This window comes from Paracoccaceae bacterium Fryx2 (assembly GCA_032334235.1).
In the GTDB taxonomy this organism is placed as follows: Bacteria; Pseudomonadota; Alphaproteobacteria; order Rhodobacterales; family Rhodobacteraceae; genus JAVSGI01.
This window is the reverse complement of record JAVSGI010000005.1, coordinates 3,210,829-3,228,542: the sequence shown is the minus strand read 5'-3', so window position 1 is coordinate 3,228,542 and position 17,714 is coordinate 3,210,829. Positions and strand designations below refer to the sequence as shown.

The window sequence follows — 17,714 nt, the reverse complement described above, 5'->3', positions numbered from 1 at the left end:
GCTGGGCCAGCGTCGTCATGCGGTTTTGCGCGCCACTGGTTCAGCACCGGCATCATGTACCAGCACGGGTCGTGGCCGGAACGCGCTGGCCACAGCATCGACGCCCGCGCGCAGGGGCGAGTCCATCAAGTGGGCATAGCGCTGGGTTGTTTGCATCTGCGAATGGCCCAGCAGCTTGCCGATCATCTCGAGCGACGCGCCACCGCTGACCAGCAGGGATGCAAATGTGTGGCGCAGATCATGAATGCGAACTTCGGGCAGTTTGGCGTCCTTCTGGACGTTGATCCAGAAGCGGCGGATTTCCTTGACCGGCTGGCCGGGCACATCGCCGGGGAACAGCCATGGGTTGCCCTTCGGCACCAGCAGCTGGCGCTGGCGCACGATGGCCGCAACCTCGGCCGAGATCGGAATGCGGTGGATCTTTCGCTGCTTGGTGGTGGCGGCAGGTTTTGACCAGCTGCCCAATTCCAGATTGAACTGTTCAAACCGCGCCTGCCGCACCTCGCCCACCCGACTGCCAGTCAGCATGCAAAGACGGATGATCCCGGCTGCGCGCTGATCGGTGGCAGCATCCAGCACCTCGGCCAGTTTGCCAATTTCCTCTTGCGATAGAAATCTTTCGCGTTCGTTCTCGATCCGCTTCTTGAAGGCCGATGCCGGGTTGTCCGTGCGCCAACCCCAGCCGATGGCAAGGGTGAACATCTTGCGCAGCACCTCGCCCACGCGGTTGGCCCGGATCGGCGTGGGCTTTGCGCCCTGCAGCTTACGCGCGCGGTTGTTCGGCTTTTCCTTTGACGGGCGCGCCCTGCCCTTCGCGATGATGTTCAGCAGTTTCGCCACATCATGCGGCGTTATATCCATCACCAGTTTTGTTCCCCAATGCGGGGCAACCAACTTCGTCAGCATTGATTTCTGATCGGACGCGTTGGTCTTAGCCAGATGGGGCACATGCTCGGCGAGATAGCGGTCAATCATGTCGCTGAACCTCGGGGCTTCGCGCAACTCGCTCCGTTCGCCCAAGGGGTCGCGCCCTTCGTCGATCTCGCGCCGCAGCTCCTTTGCGCGCTCGCGAGCGGCCGTCACCGTCCATTCGGGCCAGCGCCCGATGGCCATGCGGCGCTGTCGCCCGGCAAAACGGTAATCCAACGAGAAGGACCGGCTGCCGGAGCGCAGAATCCGGATGGAAAAGCCCCGCACTTCCGTGTCGAACACCTGGTAGTCGCGCGCCACCTCCGGCTCGCATTCCCTTACGCACTTATCGTTCAATCGCAGACGTTTAAGCATGGATGATCTCCCCTTTGGCCTGCGACACAGGCGTAGATTCGCGGCTCTATCAAGTGAAGCATGCCGATCGGGGTGGCGGGGAGGCAGAGGGTGGCGTTGATGTGCCGTATCCGCGCCACCCCTTGTTTTATTGAGCCATATGCAAAAATCGCCGAGCGCTGGCAGTGCGACGGAACGCCGATCAGGGCGCCATCGGAGGTCGTGCAGCCAATTTTCTGTTTGGTTTCTGTAAATCGCCAATGAAATCAGGGGGTGGCGCGGTTTCAGCGTGGCATTGCCACCCTGCCACCCCCGGAAAGCCTGCGAATGCTGCCGAATGTCGGCCAATGCAGGCGAAGCGGGCACAACACGCCCAACTTATGCCGAGGCGGTCGCAACTGAACCTGCCAACCACTCTGGCAATGCTGTCCTCACCCAAGCCAAAACTCCAAAAATCTCAATGAAACAAGGGGTGGCACGCAAAGGGCATTTCCAGTGCCACCCCGCGCCTTCCCGCCACCCCTGACCGCCTGCGCACCATGGTCCCAGAAATCAGCCCGATCCGGGCGATGAAGGGGAAACAGAACATGATGACGACGGAAACACCCCGGCGATCACCCGCCGCGGGGCTTTTGGGCGGCTGGATCAGCCGCCTGGACCTTGCGCTTGAGTTGGGCGTGACGGTCGACACGCTGCGGCGCTGGGAAGCTCTGCGCTTTGGCCCACCCTGCGTACGCGCGGGTCGCAAGGTCTATTACCGCCGCGATGGCGTGCACGACTGGTTGCAATTGCAAGAAGTACCCAGCCCTCGGCGCACAGGTGGCCGTCGATGACCGCGCCCCTGTCCCACCCGCTTCTCGCCGCGCCAACCACCGGCGACTGGATGCACGACCGTCTCACTGAGGCGCGCGGCGTCCTGGCCGATACCACCCAGCATCCGGAATCGCTGGTCATCCTGGCGGCCCGTGTGGTCGTCGGTCAAACCGGCGATGCCGGTGAATGTGCCGATGCCCTCGACCTGCTGCGCCTGCTGGACCGACGCCCCCTGCATGCCGTCGCCGCCGCTGCCTTTCCGAAAGGCGGTGTCGCATGAACCGGCGCAGCACACCTGAAGCCGATGCCCAGCGCGCCATCGTACAGGCTCTGCGCTTCGCCCTGCCCCGCGATGCCATCGTGCAGCACTGCGTCAACGAGGTAACCGAGGCTGGGCCACGCGGTGCCAAACGCCAGTCGATCCTTGTCGGAATGGGCGTCCATGCGGGCTTTGCGGATCTGATCGTGATTTGCGGCGGCCGCGTGCTGTTCCTTGAGGTCAAAAGCGAGACGGGGCGGTTGCGCAAATCGCAGGAGGTGTTTCGCGACACGGTCTGCGCGCAGGGCTTCGGCTGGGCACTGGTGCGGTCCGTCGACGATGCGCTTAGCGCACTCGCTGACAATGGCTTCACCAGTCGTGTGCACATCCCGGCGCGGAGGGTCCGGCCATGAGCCACAAGGCGACCGTCTGGGCCATCCAGCAACGCGGGCTGAAGCCTGCCACCAAAATCGTGCTGTGGTTTCTGTGCGACCGGCACAACCCGGATTTCGGGTGTTTTCCGACGCAGGCGCGGCTGGCCGACGATGCCGAAATGTCGATCTCGGCGCTGAACGACCACCTCGCCAAGCTGGAAGAGCTGCGTCTGATCCACCGGGTCCGGGTCCATGATCCGCGCACCCACAAGCGCCAGGCCACACGCTACATCCTGGGGTTTGAAGACGGGTTTCCACAAGAGCCAACTCCGGAAACCGGACACGGCTTTTGCGGAACAGAGGAAGAACAACACGCAGACCCAACTCCGGATTCCGGAGATAGGGCCATCTCCGGATTTTCGGCAAAGCCATCTCCGGATTTTGCCCAAAGCCATCTCCGGAATCCGGAGACTAACCTTGTAAGAGAACCCTTAAGTAAACCTGTAAAGGAGGAGGAGGACGCGCAAGCGCGCGAGGCCGATTTTGATCGGTTCTTCGCAGAGTTGCTCTCGGCGCTGGGCTTTGCCGCCAACGCCACCCTGCCCGCTTGGTGGCAAGGCTGGCCAGCCAAAACGCATGTTCGCCGCTGGATCGATGACCTCGGCTTGTCACAGAAGCGGATCATCGAGACAGCCACCGAGACCCGGGCCGATCACCCCAATCCGCCCGATGGGCCGAAAGCGCTCGACCGGTTCATGGAGCGCGCAGCCCAGCGCGATGCGCAAACGGCCATCGCGACCGCAAAGGGCCAAAAGGCCAAACGGCGACGCAAGCGCGAAGACCCTCCCCGGATCAGCGACGACGAGAAGGCGGCGTTTTATGCCAAGCTGGTCAACGCCGATGGCTTTCTGCCGGTCAGCTCGATCAACAATAGCATCCGCGATCTGATGTTAGTGCGCGGCCTCGTCACGCCCGAACGCCTCAAGACGCGAGGGGTGGGGTGAATGGCATGGTGTCACGTCCCCGGCACGGATTGTCCCTCTGCGCGGGCGGCGGAGGCCTTGATCTGGGCCTCATGCTCGCCGAACCCGGCTTCCACACCCGCGCCTTTGTCGAATGGGAGGAATATCCCCGAACTGTGCTCATCGCGGCCCAGCGTGCGGGGTACTTCGCCCCAGCGCCGATCTGGGACGACCTGCGCTGTTTCGATGCTCGCCCCTTCCGCGGTGCCTTCGACACGGTTCTGGCCGGATATCCCTGCCAGCCCTTCAGCGCCGCCGGAAAGCGCGGCGGTGCCGATGATCCCCGGCACCTCTGGCCCGAGGTCGCCCGCGTCATCACCGAGTGCGGCCCCGAATGGGTATTCCTCGAAAACGTCGCCGGGCATGTCACCCTCGGCCTCGAAGCCGTCCTGCGAGAGCTTTGGAGCATGGGCTACACGCCTGCGGCGGGTCTGTTCAGCGCGGCAGAAGTCGGCGCGCCGCACCAGCGGCTGCGCATCTTCATCCTGGCCCACACCGATGAGCCTGCATCCCGGCACGGATCGCTACAACCCGGCGGGCAACAGCGACTTTACCCGCAAGGCGGAAGCACTGGCGCTGGGCATCAGCAAATGGTCGACACCCAAGGCGACAGATGGTGCGAAGGGTGGGCCGGGGCAGAGCTATGGCTCGGGCGGGAGGCCGCCCCTGCCAGCACAGGCGGCCCAATGGCAAACGCCGGTGGCGGACGATCAGGTCGACCGGCTGCGCGGCAAGATCAACAGCCGGGGCGAACCCAAGCTGAGTGCGCAGGCGATCCAGTGGCCGACCCCGGCGGCGCAGAACTGGAAGGGCAGCAGCCCGGCCAGCGTGACGCGGGCGGATGGCAAATCCCGGATGGACATATTGCACTACCGGGCAGAACAGGGCTTCACCCACCCGGACCCGGCGATCACGCCAAATGGGCGGCAATCCTCACATCACGCCCCGATCTCGCGCCCGCTCTGGGCTTTGATGATTGCCTCGCATGGGCGCGTCGCTTGTCGGCGGATCCTGAAAGGACGGTCAAGGCGAAGGCTGAACCCGCTCTTCGTCGGATGGCTGATGGGCTGGCCCATCGGGCACGCGCTCTGCGCCTGCTCGGCAACGGAGTTCACCCTCTGGCAGCAGCACATGCGTGGCGCTCTCTCGCGGCTGCGCATGGCCTCGGGCCCGTGGATTTGGCGACCGAACAATGGGCCGGAGAGCCCAGCGCAAATGAGCCTCTTTGAAGGAATGCTGCCATGAGCATGCAGGGACGGATTGGGCGCGCTGGCGGCGCTCCGATGAAACGCGCGCTGGGCATGCAAGCAGCGTTGGAATGGGCGTTTCGCACCGAACAGGCGCAACTCGAACTGCCCCCACCAAAGGATGCAATCGAGGAAGGCTATGGGTTTGGCCTCGAATATATCCTGCTGCAACGCGCAGCGCTGGGCTGCAAAGTGGACGGTGGCCAGCACAAGATGGGCAGCTACACCCATGCCGACGCCGAGGTGATCGCTGCCACCGTGGCAGGGATGCCAGACAGTCTCGGCGGCATCCGCATGGCAATCAGCGTGGCCGAATTGGCGCGCGCGGGGATTACGCCCGATTGGATGCCCGGCGTCGTGCCGCGCTGCGTGCCGATAGAGACCAAGCAAAATCAGCATGGCGAGCGCGCAACAACCATTGTCGTTGGCACCGAACGGGTACTGACACGGGGTAAGTGGCGCACGGTCGAGGTGCTGGCCTGCCCGGTAACCTGGCGGCCGCATCCGGAGCAGATCGCCTCCGCCCGGCGCGGCTATGAGGATTGGTGGCTGGCGCTGGAGTGGGTCCGGGATGGGCTGCAGGCAGGCCGGATGCTGCGTGAGGTAAAAGTGACGGCGGCGATGCCGAAAGTAAGGCCGTGGGCTTGAACCACTGCGATGATCGCCGAAGAAACCAGATCTTGCCAAATGGCATCTATTCTCTATATTAATGTCATAGAGGAAAATGCCATGCAGTTTGCAACGATTCACCCGACGACAGCCCGACCTGACCTTCCCGCCATCACCGACGAGGAGGCAGCAGCCCTTGCGCGCACCACAGTAAACCTGTTTCGCGCATGGCAGCTGAGCGACAACGAGGCCCGGACGCTGCTGGGTGACATGGCGCAGCGCACATGGGCGCGCTGGAAAGAGGGCAACATCGGACGGATCGACCGTGACCTGCGGGCGCGCATGGCAATTCTGATGGGGATCCACAAAGGCCTGCGCTATCTCTTCACCGACCCCGCGCGCGGCTATGACTGGATCCGAAAGCAGAACGCCACCTTCAACGGCAAAAGCGCTCTCGACATCATGATGCGCGGCGAAATTACTGACCTGATTGACCTGCGCAGCTACCTGGACGCCGAGCGCGGTGCATGGTGACAGCGCCCTTACGTCGGGTGGTCTGGCCACGCACCGCCCGGATCATCCGTTTGATCTATCCACCGATCGACCTGTTCGAGGACGTCGCTGACCCCGCCGATTGGGAGGCGTTGGCCTCGGCCGAGGCCAAGTTCAACCCGCGCATCCGCGACAGCATCGGCGATCTGGCAAAGGTGCCTGTGGCCCGTCGCGTCACTGGCCCAGGTGCCAGCTGGGTCATGGCACCTTTCGTTCACTGCTCGCCACTGCGGCCGGGCAGGTTCTCGGACGGGACGTTCGGCCTCTACTATGCGGGCGACAGCACCGAAGTGGCCATCGCCGAAACCATCCACCACCACACGAAAACCATGCTGGCCACGGCCGAAGCCCCCGGTTGGACCTCGCAATTCCGCGAGCTTATCGGATCGGTGGATGCAGACCTCGACGATGTGTTGGGGATAGCCGACCTGCTGCATCCAGACGACTATGCCGCCTCGCAGGTCTTCGGCGCCCAGTGCCGCGCAGCAGGGTCAGATGGAATTACATGGCCCAGCGTCCGTTATCCAGGCGGCAGCTGCATCGCGGCGTTCTGGCCGGATGTGGTGCCTATCCCGACCCAAGGTGGGCACTTCGCCTATCACTGGAACGGCGCAGCAGTCGATTTTATCAAGAAGCTCGACACTGGCGAGGTCATGGAAGTGCGATAACCCCAAGGCAAACCACCTTAATTCGCCCGCATTCAACAACTTTGGGCTGCAATTCGATTGTAAACTCTTTAGCTTACCCGAAACAGCCGCTCCTTCCGAAGGTTCCCTATGTCCGATTCCCTACGTGATCTTGTCCTTTCGCTTATTCCCGAAGATGGCTCTAACATCGGCAACCGCTCCCTGATTGAGCGGCTCCGCGAAGACCAGCCGGATCTGACGGACGAAGACTATCACGCGGTCCGAGATCAGTTGGTCGCCGAGGGAGTCCTAGCCAAAGGGCGCGGTCAGGGTGGTTCGGTCTCGCGGGCAGGTGTTGACGCACCCAAGGCAAAAGAGTCAGCCAAGCCCAAAGCAGCGCCCATCGCATCTGCGGCTGGGTCTGCCGCCTATGCGCATGCCGCTCAAGCTGTTCTGCGCCCGGATGTCGGGGTCGAGGCGCAGTTCTCACATCGCAAGCCGCCGAAGACCTATCGCTACGATTCCAGCCTCGCTCCGGAACTGACTTGGGACGAGAACGGCGAGCGGCCGTTTGCGGAATGGCTGCTGAACCTCGTGGCGGATGCGGCCGAGAAGGGAGAGGCCACGGTTTTTGCCGAGCCGCAGGTCTGGAAGGGGACGGAGGAGCGGTTCACTTCACTGTCACAATGCGCGGCGCGGCTGCGCAGCCTGACGAAGCCATTCCTGAATTGGGCGGGTAAAGCTGAACGGCAGCAGATCAGCGTGCCGACGCTGCCACTGTTCGTGCACGAGCGTCACTCGACGTCAGCGATCCTCGAGACGCTGAAATCGCATAAGGCGCGCGGGCAGACTCTAGACTTGTTCGGTGATGTGGACCTCGACATCGCTGATCGGATGGATGCCTACGAGCACAAGGGCCCCTGGACCAACCGCCTGATCCTTGGCGACTCGCTGCAAGTAATGAACTCGCTCCTCGAGTATGAGGGAATGGGCGGCCAAGTGCAGATGATCTTTTTCGATCCGCCCTATGGTGTGAAGTTCGGCTCGAACTTCCAACCCTTCGTTCGTGATCGAAGCGTTGGCAAGAATCACGGAAAAGACGATTACATGATCCGCGAACCTGAAATGGTGAAAGCGTACCGCGACACGTGGGAGCTTGGATTACACTCGTATTTGGCGTATTTAAGAGACCGTCTGAGCCTTGCAAAGGATATTCTGGCGCCAGGTGGATCAATTTTTGTGCAAATATCCGATGACAACCTGCACCATGTCCGCGAAGTTCTTGATGAAGTCTTTGGTGACACAAACTTCTGTTCGCTGATTCCATTCGCGAAAACTTCCAGCACAGCCACAACACTCCTGAATGAGGAGTTCGACTACCTCTTGTGGTACGCAAAAGACAAAACGATGGTAAAATATAACCAACTCTATAGCGAAAAGAAACTCGGCACATTCAAAAGCTACAAATACGCTGTAAAAGGCGAGGCCGAGCAAATACGGACACTTACAAAAGAAGAAAAAGAAGGAACTGTGCCCATTCCAGAGGGCTGGCGGGTAGCGCAGCTGAGTTTCGCTGTCTCTCAAGATGCAGGGTCGGCGGAGGAAAGATTCTATACGTTCAAAGGGCAGAGATATGACTGCGGCGCGAACCGGCATTGGAAAACAAGTCACACTGGCTTGGATCGCTTAGCGAAAGCAAACCGACTGATTGGCGTAGCAAGTCAGCTCAACTACATCCGATATCTGGATGATTTTCCTGCCACCCCATTGACCAACCTTTGGGCCGACACTGGTAGTGCAGGGTATAGCAGCTCAGACCCCAAAGTGTACGTTGTCCAAACAGATACGGCGGTTGTACAGCGATGCTTGTTAATGACGACGGACCCAGGAGACCTTGTCCTTGATATAACTTGCGGCTCTGGGACGACGGCAGTCGTTGCAGAACAGTGGGGGCGACGGTGGATAACGACTGACACCTCTCGTGTTCCTATGGCTCTCGCGCGACAGCGACTTCTGACAAGCACTTTTCCTTGGTACAAGCTGAAGGAGCCGTCGAAGGGTCCTGCCGGAGGCTTCGTATACGAGCGCAAGAAGAACAGGAACGTAGAAGAAGTAGGCGGCCTCATTCCACGAATTACGCTGCAATCGATCGCGCGAGATGAAGATCCCAAGACCGAAATCATAGTTGACAGGGCTGAGGTAAACAAAAAGGTCACCCGCGTTTGCGGCCCCTTCACCGTAGAAGCGACGATCCAGGCCGCTATGACGATGGAGCGGGATTCCGAGGGCGCATCCACGCAGCCGCAATCCTCTAGCCCGCGTGCCTATCTGGACCGGATGACCGAGGTCCTGCGGCAGAGCAAGTCACTCAGCCTACCAGGCAATGTGACGCTGCAACTCGACAACGTCCGACCACTGGCTGACCGCGAGTATCTTCACGCCGAAGCCGTGGCGAGAAATGGCACCGAAAAGACCATCGCCATCGCCTTCGGCCCCGAGGACGGCGCCATCGGCTCGGACTACGTGTTCAACGCGGCCATGGAGGCGATGCAGCAGGGTTTTGGCCAGTTGTTCCTGTTCGGCTTCGCCATACAGGCCAAGGCACGCGAAATGCTGCCAAAGATGAAGATTGCGACCACCTACATTGCGGTAACACCGGATGTGGTAATGTCGGACCTGCTGAAGACGTCGAAGAACAGCGAGATCTTCTCGATCACCGGCCTTCCAGATATTCGGCTGGAAAAGGCAGGCGAGCGAACGGACGGCACGCCCCTTTATCGGGTCGTTCTGCGCGGGCTCGACATCTTCCTGCCGCATCTGATGGAAACGGACCATATCGACGCCGAAAACCTGCCCTGCTGGATGCTCGACACAGATCACAACGGAATGGCATTCTATGCCAGCCAGGTGTTCTTCCCTAGAACCAGCGCCTGGGACAACCTGCAGAAATCGCTGAAGGGTGAGTTCGAGGACAGTGTCTGGTTGCACCTCGCGGGGACGGTCAGCGAACCCTTCACGCTGGGCGACAAGAAGCGGATCGCCGTGAAAGTGGTTGATGAACGCGGCAACGAGCTGATGGCGACCCGCGGCGAAGAGGATGCCGTCTGATGATCGCCGCAGTAGAACAAGACGCACCGCAGCCGATCCCCGAGGATCAACCGGTCATCATCAACTCGCCGTTTCGTGAGCCGCAAGTTCACTGGAAGATCGCGAAGGCCAAGCCGCCCATCAAGGCAGAAGGCCGTCGGCGGGCAAGTTACTTCTACCGGGTGCCAGAACACTCCGGCCGGGGCCGCCCTGACCGCAGTCAAGCGGAACTGTTCGAAAGCCAGGCAGGCGAAGAGGTCGAGCTCGAGATCGTCAACGCGATCCGCAGCCGCGTGAAGGATTGGCGGTCAGGCATTCACAGCGGTGGCGTGGCCTATGACGGCGCCTCCCCCGTAACTCTGGAGCTCCTGGAACTCTGGCGCAGCGATCAGCGCATGCAAAGGCTGTTCTTCGCACAGATCGAAGCGGCCGAAACGCTCATCTTTCTCGTTGAGGCCAAGGACGCTTACCGCAAAGGCGTTCCCGAAGTCCCCCGCGACGAACCCGGGCTTGAAGCCAAGGCGGCTGGTATTCGTGCCTTCATCCGCTACGCGTGTAAGATGGCGACAGGCAGCGGCAAGACGACCGTAATGGGCATGCTGGCCGCCTGGTCGATCCTGAACCGCGTTGCCTCTCCGCGCGACGACCGGTTTTCGGACACTATCTTGATCGTCTGCCCGAACGTGACGATCCGCGAGCGGTTGCAGGAACTTGACCCGGCGCTGGGAGACATCAGCCTCTATCGAACCCGGCAGCTCGTCCCACCTCATCGTATGGAAGAACTTCGCCGCGGTGAAGTCATGATCGCCAACTGGCATCGTCTGGCGAAAAAGGAAACGAACACCGTCAACGGCGATAGCGCCAAGGTCGTGAAAACCGGCGAACCGACCGAGATCGTCAAGAACGCAGGCAAGGCCAACGAGAGCGTCGAGACGAAGTACTTCGAGTCCGATCAGGCATGGTTTAAGCGCATAAAGCGAGAATTGGGCAGCGGCAAAGGGCGGAGCTCCCATTGGCTTATATTTAACGACGAGGCACACCACGCCTATCGCCGAGGTGATGCGTCGACAGAAGAAAACTTGGACGAGGACAAGGATCTCGCCAGAAAGAACGCCCGTGAGGCGACCATCTGGGTTGAGGCGCTGGACAGGATCAACAAGCTTGCTGGCGGTGGCCGCAGGCGCGGGATAAACCTGTGCGTCGACCTATCTGCAACTCCCTTCTACATCCAAGGATCGGGCAACGAGGTCGGCAAACCATTCCCTTGGATCGTTTCAGACTTCAGTCTTCTCGACGCCATTGAATCAGGTCTGGTGAAAATCCCGCAACTGCCTGCCCGAGATGTATCGGGGGCAGAAGAGGCGGCGTACTTCAACATCTGGCGGTGGGTTCAGGCCAAAGCCAAAGAAGATGGCCTTGGAACCAACATCACGCCTGAAATCGTGATGAACTACGCGTCAGCGCCGATCAACTTGCTGGCACAAGAATGGTACCAGCGGTTCTCGGAATGGGAGCAACTGTCAAAGCAACAGCAGAAGCACCCAGTACCACCTGTGTTCATCGTGGTCTGCCGCGACACAGCGGTTGCAAAGGAGGTCCACGGTTGGTTGGCGAATGGCAAGGACAGCTATGGCGTTGCGCCTAGCTGGTTCCGGAACGCGCCTGGACAGGAAGTGACCGTCCGCATCGACTCGAAGGTGATGGAGGACATTGAGGAAGGTGGCTCGAAGGATGAGACAAAGCGCCTTCGGTTCATCCTCGACACTGTGGGCAAAGCTACTTGGCCTGGTGGCAGGATCCCCGAAGATTGGTCGGAACTCGTTCGCAAGCACAATGACAAAGTTGCAAGCGATGACAACGACGGTTCTCTCAAGTGGATCGACGAGCGCATTCCGCCAGGTCGCGATGTACGATGCATAGTCTCCGTCGCCATGCTGGCCGAAGGATGGGATGCAAACACCGTGACGCACATCGTAGGCCTGCGGCCATTCGGGTCACAGCTCCTGTGTGAACAGGTGGTCGGTAGAGCGCTGCGCCGCAAAAGCTATGCGTTGAATGAAGAAACCCAGATGTTTGCCGAGGAGACGGCTAAGGTCTTTGGGGTGCCGTTCGAGTTGATCCCCTTCAAGGTCAAACCGGTTGGTCCGCAGCCACCTCAGCCCGATCCGAACCACATTTTTTCCGTCCCCGAGAAAGCTGACTACGAGATCAACTTTCCGGTTGTGACTGGCTACCACCAAACGGGACATTTCGATGTTCACGTCGACTGGTCCAAGGTGTCCAAGGTCACCATCGATCCGCTGAGGATCCCGCAGATGGTAGAACTCACGCCGCTGACCTCTCCGGATGGCTCACTGGCAGTTTTCGGGCCAGGCGAGCGACCAGTCCTGTCGTTGAAAGACTGGCGGGCGAGATTTCGCGATCAACAAGTCGCATTCAGGCTGGCTCGGGAGGTCTGCGCTCGATGGCAAGCAGACAATGGTGCTGAAGCTGTCCCAGTACAGCAGCTTTTCCCACAGGTTGCTTTTGCATCAAAGCGGTTCCTGGACGAGAAGCTTGATCTCAAGGGTGACAGCTTGCCAAGGGATGTGCTGTTGGTCGGCGAGTACATGCAAGCCGCGATCAGCTCCTTGCTCGAAGCGATTAAGAAAGGTTCGAAGACAGGAGAGCGTGAGGTTGCCGTCATTCCCATCGGTGCTTCGGGGCGCGGAAGCACAATGAACGTCGATTTTCACACAACCAAGCCAATATATGCGGTCAATCGGTGCCACCTAAACGCGATGGTCGCCGACACGGAAAAATGGGAGCAGAGTGCCGCTTTTCTTCTGGATAGCCACCCTGGCGTGAGACGTTGGGTCAAGAACGATAGGCTTGGGTTCGCTGTTCCTTACCGTCACCGTGGTGTTGTCTCACGATACATCCCCGACTTCATTGTCGTTACCGACAAAGACCTGAATGTGATCATTGAGATCAAGGGCCGCGTCAATGACGATGCCGATGCAAAGGCAAAGGCTGCAGAGCGCTGGGTCGAAGCGGTAAACCACACAGGCGGACACGGGATTTGGCACTATGTATTGGTGGATGATCCTGGCAGGGTAGGACTGGCGATAAATGGCCTTACGAACCAGCCGTGGGACTTGGAACAGCAGAGTGCCACCTTGCCATTGTTTAATGGCGGTCAACTCCCACACGAACTCAGGGATACACTGCTCCGTCACTTTGAGGGCACGCCGAACATGGTGAAGATCGGCCAGAAATTGTTTGAAAGAGCTAGGCGCGAAAACCGAAATTTTGTTCAGCTCGAGCACATCGAGGCTGCCGCACACGATGCATCATCCGAAACAATTCAAGGCCTTTCTGTAGTTTCAGCATTGACAGACTATGAGCGTCCACTTTTGAAAATGAGGTTCTTCCCGAGTTCCACCTCAACAGAAACTGGTGACCTCGCCGAGACATTCAAAATGATGGCCGCGTGGAAGCAAGGAAGAATCACAGAATTAGAATGGCGCAACTGGGCCAATAGCATCGAAATCAGGTGGGAATTCACGGAAGGGCTTGTACTTTGACTGTGAATCCAAATTCAGTTCTGGCTCTTGCGGAACTCTTAATGAAGAAATCTCCAGACTACGTCGATCTCATCTGCGCCAGCACTGAGGACGAGTTCGACAAAGCCTTTGACGCATTCATCGAAAAGGCGGTCGAGCATTTAGAAGTGAACAAAAAAAACTTTGCCCTTTTGAAAGAGGAAGGTTTGTCGAGCGCATTTATTGGCCCACTTAAACTACCTGGCGTTACCGTGCTTCAAGAGGCAAACTCGAATGGCCATGTAGACATCACTGTCTCTTTGGACCACTGCACACCCATTAGAAAGAAGCTATTTGAAGCAAAAGTCTATGACGGACCTAGTTATCATGTCAGCGGCCTGTCGCAGCTTCTTGGCCGGTACACAACCGGAAGGGAAGGAAGAGGAATCGTAATTTCTTATGTTCGGAAAAAAAACATCGCGCAGCTCGTAGAATCGGTAAGGGAGATGATGGACGCGGATTTACCCTGCTTCCAAGAAGGGCCAACGTCAGACCACACGCTTAAGTGGTCCTTCTTGTCACGCCATGCCCATTCCTGCGGAGAGACGCTCGCGGTTGCTCACGTTAGCTGCAATTTGTTTCTTGAAGGTACCGACCAATAGGTGTCCACGTGATCTTGATCCGCGCTGCAGCATTCGGCAACAAGTCTGCGGGCGCAGCCGCCAATTGGTATTGATTGCATGCTTCCCCCTCGGCATGGTTCCTCCCCGGCCCCAAACGTATGCGGGGGGGCGCAGCGCGCCATTTGGCTAGCGCGCGGCATTTTCACCGGGGAAGCCAGGCGGAATCCACCTGCTGCTTGATCTTGAAAAGTGACTCATTATCAAAGGCTTGCTGAATCACGATCTTGCCGTGCTGGATTTTTTGCCAAATCCACCAAATCCAGTTTGTGGAAGCCACCGCGCCAGAAGCCAGCCAGCGGAAGTCACCTCCCGGAAGCCCATGAATCCAAACCAATTTTCCATTTGACAAAGCTGCCCCCCTTGACCTACCTATTGATAGTCGAGAATGGCGCCCGGAGGATAACCCTCGCGGGCGCTTTCGTTTTCCCCCACATCGCGGACCCCGATTCTGCCGCTGGCCGTCCTGGCCACGCGTATCGGCACGTCCGCCCGACCCCAAATGAGAACCGCCCATGGACCTGGTCTTTGCACCGAGCCAGATTGAGACTTGGCCGATTGACCGGCTGCGGCCCTATGCCCGCAATGCCAAGATCCACGGCACCGATCAGGTCGCCAAGATCGCGGCCAGCATGGCCAAGTTCGGCTGGACCGTGCCCTGCATGGTGGCCGACGATGGCGAACTGATCGCCGGGCACGGCCGGGTGCTGGCGGCCATCATGCTGGGGCTGAAGGATGTGCCGGTGATCCGGCTCAGCCACCTCGACGAGGATGATCGCCGGGCTTACCGGATCGCCGACAACAAACTTCTGTGGTTGCCGCCCATGGTGCAAGAGCTTTCTTCCCTTTTGCGCATGTGATCGATTGCGAACTTCTGTCAGGCCTTTCGATGCAGCCATGTCAGAAGCTGCTGGCCGGTATGGTGATCCGCGGATCGGGTCCAAATCTGACTGCCGGGCTTTATCGCCCCCAATTTGTTCCTGGTTTTCCCGATCCAGATCTGTTCGATCATTTTGCCCATTCGGGTCGTCGCTCTCTCACACCTCCTGTACCGGCGTCACGCCGACGGGGTTTCTGCCCCCATCATGCAGCGCCAGCCGGTACCGGATCCTTGTAATCTTCCTGTTTCGTCAGCATGGCCCAGATCATGCGCGCCATCTTGTTGGCCAGCGCGATGGCCACCAGCATCTTCGGCTTGCGCGCCCGCAGCCGGTCGAGCCACGACCCCTCGCGAATGGATCTTGCCCCCATCCAGTTCAGCCGCGACATCGCGCCGATGATCAGCAGACGCCGGATGTCAGACTGCCCGGCCTTGGAAATACGCCCAAGCCGCTCTTTGCCCCCCGATGACATCTGCCTTGGCACTAGACCAAGCCAGGCGGCGAAGTCGCGACCGCATTTGAACGTCGCCATCGCAGGCGCAAAAGCCTCAACCGCCAGCGCGGTCATCGGCCCGACGCCCGGCATTGTTTGCAGCCTGCGCGCAGTCGGGGTCAGCGCCGCCTGCGCCGCGATCTTGCGGGTCTTGGCCTCAATGCGTACGGTTTTCTCAGCAATCTGTTCGAGCAGGTCGCGCGCCTCTTCTCGCGCCAGATCTGGCAGATCGCAAGTTTCGGCCTCGATGATTTCGACAATGCGTTTAAGATGCACCGATCCCTGCGGCACCGCATGGCCGTATTCGTAGAGCACCGCGCGCAGTGCATTCGAAAGCTCGGTGCGCTGATGCACCAGCCGTTCGCGGGCCCGAAACAGTACCGCCCGCGCCTGCTGCTCTTCAGTCTTCGGCGGCACAAAGCGCATTTCGGGGCGCTGCGCTGCGACGACGATCGCTTCGGCATCAGCAGCATCGTTTTTCTGGCGTTTAACAAAGGGCTTCACATATTGTGGCGCGATCAGCTTGACCTCATGGCCTGCCTTCGAAAGCTCTCGCGCCCAATAGCTGGCGCTGCCGCAGGCTTCCAAAACAACCACCGCCGCCGGATGGTCTGCCATAAACGCCATGAACTGCGGGCGCGTCAGCTTCTTGCGAAACTTGACCTCGCCCGTCATTGATGCCCCGTGAAGCTGGAAAACATTTTTTGCCAGATCCACCCCGATCATTGTATCTTTCATCTCGCCGTCCTCTTCGCTTTGTGGTTCTCAGACCAACATCCTGGCACATTACGATGCCGTTTGGGGAGGGCGGCAACCACCCCATCTGACCGAGCTGGGCGAATGGGATGATCCGATACTGCGCGACGAGATCTCGCTGCTTCTGGCCGTCAATTACGACCTCGGGCTTCTGGGGATCGTCGACGAGGATCTGGAAGCCCTGCTGCGCGCCCCGGATCAGCAAGATGGTGGTGCGGTCGAGGGCGAGGATGATATTCCTGATGCGCCGGTCACGCCGGTGTCGGTCGCGGGCGATCTCTGGCAGCTGGGCAAGCACCGGCTGATCTGCGGCGACAGCACATCGGCGGATGTGGTCGGGCGGCTCTTGGGCGATGTGAAGCCGATGCTGATGGTGACAGACCCGCCCTATGGCGTGGAATATGACCCAAGCTGGCGCAACCAGGTGGGTGCCGCCAAGACCAAACGCATAGGCCGCGTGCTGAACGACGACCGGGCCGATTGGCGTGAGGCTTGGGCGCTGTTTCCCGGCGACGTCGCCTATGTCTGGCACGGCGCGCTGCATGCGGCAGAGGTGGCCGAGAGCCTGGTGGCGGCGGGCTTCAACGTGCGGTCGCAGATCATCTGGGCCAAGGACAGCCTCGTTTTCAGCCGTGGCGACTATCACTGGCAACATGAACCCTGCTGGTATGCCGTCAAGAAGACCGGCAAGGGCCACTGGGCGGGTGATCGCAAGCAGACCACGCTGTGGCGCATTTCCGGCAAGGATCAGGATGCTACCACCATCCACAGTACCCAGAAGCCGGTCGAATGCATGCGCCGCCCGATGCTGAACAATTCCAGCCCCGGTCAGGCGGTGTTTGAACCCTTCATGGGATCCGGCACCACGCTGATCGCGGCGGAAACCACGGGCCGCGTCTGCTTCGGGATCGAGTTGAACCCGGTTTACGTCGATGTCGCCGTCGAACGCTGGCAACAGTTCACCGGCGAGGCGGTCCTGTTGGAGAGCAGTGGGCAGAGCTTCGATGCGCTGAAATCCGGCGCCGCCGTGCCGACTAAGGGAGAAACGGTTGCATAGTCCACGCTATACTATTTACACACCACGGTACTGTCTTGCTGTTACGACTTCTAGCAATGGAGCGATTTGTGATCCGAGAGCGGCCTAAGTTCAGACAGATATTAATCGGAAGTACTGCGACATTGACCCTGGCGCTCATCATTGCTGTACTGACCTTGGCCCCGATGCCGTCTGGGGGTCCAGCAGGATCGGACAAAATTTACCATATTCTGGCCTTTGCCAGCCTGGCGTTTCCACTGTCGCTTGTGCGACCGCGACTTGTGATTTGGGTGGCACTGGCCGTCATCGCCTATGGGGGCAGCATTGAGTTGGTGCAGCCCTTTTTCGGACGTCAGGCCGAATGGGCAGACCTCGTAGCAGATGCCTTCGGTGCTGTCTTGGGTGCAGGGGCCGGATATGTTCTATCAGGCCGCCTTCTTTCCTTGTCAAAAGGCTGCAGCATGTAAACGCAAAGCTGAAATGTCACCGATT

Annotated in this window: 15 protein-coding genes and 3 pseudogenes; 15 read left to right on the top strand and 3 right to left on the bottom strand. The window is 59.7% G+C overall.

Going from position 1 to position 17,714, the window contains the following annotated elements:
- Positions 1–15: 15 nt before the first annotated feature.
- Positions 16–1,284, bottom strand: coding sequence for a site-specific integrase (locus tag RNZ50_24835; protein ID MDT8858193.1), 1,269 nt, complete (start codon positions 1,282–1,284; stop codon positions 16–18).
- A 566-nt stretch (positions 1,285–1,850) separates the two neighbouring features.
- Between RNZ50_24835 and RNZ50_24830 the strand changes: the two genes are divergently transcribed.
- The 12 genes and pseudogenes from RNZ50_24830 (at position 1,851) to RNZ50_24775 (ending at position 14,038) form a co-directional block, all read left to right on the top strand.
- Positions 1,851–2,096 carry a transcriptional regulator gene (locus RNZ50_24830; protein ID MDT8858192.1) on the top strand — a complete coding sequence of 82 codons (246 nt, stop codon included), beginning with the start codon at positions 1,851–1,853 and terminating at the stop codon, positions 2,094–2,096.
- A complete protein-coding gene (locus RNZ50_24825; GenBank protein MDT8858191.1) occupies positions 2,093–2,356 on the top strand; it encodes a hypothetical protein in 264 nt (87 codons plus the stop codon). The genes RNZ50_24830 and RNZ50_24825 overlap by 4 nt, the downstream gene beginning before the upstream one ends.
- Positions 2,353–2,748: a VRR-NUC domain-containing protein gene (locus tag RNZ50_24820; protein MDT8858190.1), complete on the top strand. Its 396-nt coding sequence runs from the start codon at positions 2,353–2,355 to the stop codon at positions 2,746–2,748. The genes RNZ50_24825 and RNZ50_24820 overlap by 4 nt, the downstream gene beginning before the upstream one ends.
- Positions 2,745–3,713: a helix-turn-helix domain-containing protein gene (locus RNZ50_24815; protein MDT8858189.1), complete on the top strand. Its 969-nt coding sequence runs from the start codon at positions 2,745–2,747 to the stop codon at positions 3,711–3,713. The genes RNZ50_24820 and RNZ50_24815 overlap by 4 nt, the downstream gene beginning before the upstream one ends.
- Before the next feature lie 5 nt (positions 3,714–3,718).
- Positions 3,719–4,177 (top strand): annotated as a pseudogene (locus RNZ50_24810) (DNA cytosine methyltransferase).
- A 52-nt stretch (positions 4,178–4,229) separates the two neighbouring features.
- A complete protein-coding gene (locus RNZ50_24805) occupies positions 4,230–4,976 on the top strand; it encodes a DNA methyltransferase (GenBank protein MDT8858188.1) in 747 nt (248 codons plus the stop codon).
- Positions 4,973–5,626, top strand: a complete 654-nt coding sequence (locus RNZ50_24800) for a hypothetical protein (GenBank protein MDT8858187.1) — start codon at positions 4,973–4,975, stop codon at positions 5,624–5,626. The genes RNZ50_24805 and RNZ50_24800 overlap by 4 nt, the downstream gene beginning before the upstream one ends.
- Positions 5,627–5,707: 81 nt before the next feature.
- Positions 5,708–6,121: an MbcA/ParS/Xre antitoxin family protein gene (locus tag RNZ50_24795; GenBank protein ID MDT8858186.1), complete on the top strand. Its 414-nt coding sequence runs from the start codon at positions 5,708–5,710 to the stop codon at positions 6,119–6,121.
- The gene (locus tag RNZ50_24790; protein MDT8858185.1) at positions 6,115–6,807 is read left to right on the top strand and encodes an RES family NAD+ phosphorylase; all 693 of its coding nucleotides are present in this window, start codon (positions 6,115–6,117) and stop codon (positions 6,805–6,807) included. Before RNZ50_24795 ends, RNZ50_24790 begins: the two co-directional genes overlap by 7 nt.
- Before the next feature lie 108 nt (positions 6,808–6,915).
- Positions 6,916–9,873: a site-specific DNA-methyltransferase gene (locus RNZ50_24785; GenBank protein ID MDT8858184.1), complete on the top strand. Its 2,958-nt coding sequence runs from the start codon at positions 6,916–6,918 to the stop codon at positions 9,871–9,873.
- Complete coding sequence (locus RNZ50_24780) at positions 9,873–13,418, top strand: DEAD/DEAH box helicase family protein (GenBank protein MDT8858183.1); 3,546 nt, start codon at positions 9,873–9,875, stop codon at positions 13,416–13,418. Before RNZ50_24785 ends, RNZ50_24780 begins: the two co-directional genes overlap by 1 nt.
- Before the next feature lie 41 nt (positions 13,419–13,459).
- On the top strand, positions 13,460–14,038 hold the full coding sequence (locus RNZ50_24775; protein ID MDT8858182.1) for a hypothetical protein: 579 nt from the start codon (positions 13,460–13,462) through the stop codon (positions 14,036–14,038).
- Between the two features lie 163 nt (positions 14,039–14,201).
- Here the strand turns inward: RNZ50_24775 and RNZ50_24770 are convergent, their stop codons facing one another.
- Entirely contained in the window at positions 14,202–14,408 is a 207-nt protein-coding gene (locus RNZ50_24770; protein MDT8858181.1) for a hypothetical protein, read from the bottom strand.
- Between the two features lie 163 nt (positions 14,409–14,571).
- Between RNZ50_24770 and RNZ50_24765 the strand changes: the two are divergent.
- Positions 14,572–14,865: pseudogene (locus RNZ50_24765) on the top strand (ParB/Srx family N-terminal domain-containing protein).
- 274 nt (positions 14,866–15,139) lie between these two features.
- Here the strand turns inward: RNZ50_24765 and RNZ50_24760 are convergent.
- A complete protein-coding gene (locus RNZ50_24760) occupies positions 15,140–16,168 on the bottom strand; it encodes an IS110 family transposase (protein MDT8858180.1) in 1,029 nt (342 codons plus the stop codon).
- Positions 16,169–16,253: 85 nt separating this feature from the next.
- Between RNZ50_24760 and RNZ50_24755 the strand changes: the two are divergent.
- A pseudogene (locus RNZ50_24755) lies at positions 16,254–17,243 on the top strand (site-specific DNA-methyltransferase).
- Between the two features lie 122 nt (positions 17,244–17,365).
- Complete coding sequence (locus RNZ50_24750; GenBank protein MDT8858179.1) at positions 17,366–17,689, top strand: VanZ family protein; 324 nt, start codon at positions 17,366–17,368, stop codon at positions 17,687–17,689.
- Positions 17,690–17,714 lie beyond the last annotated feature (25 nt).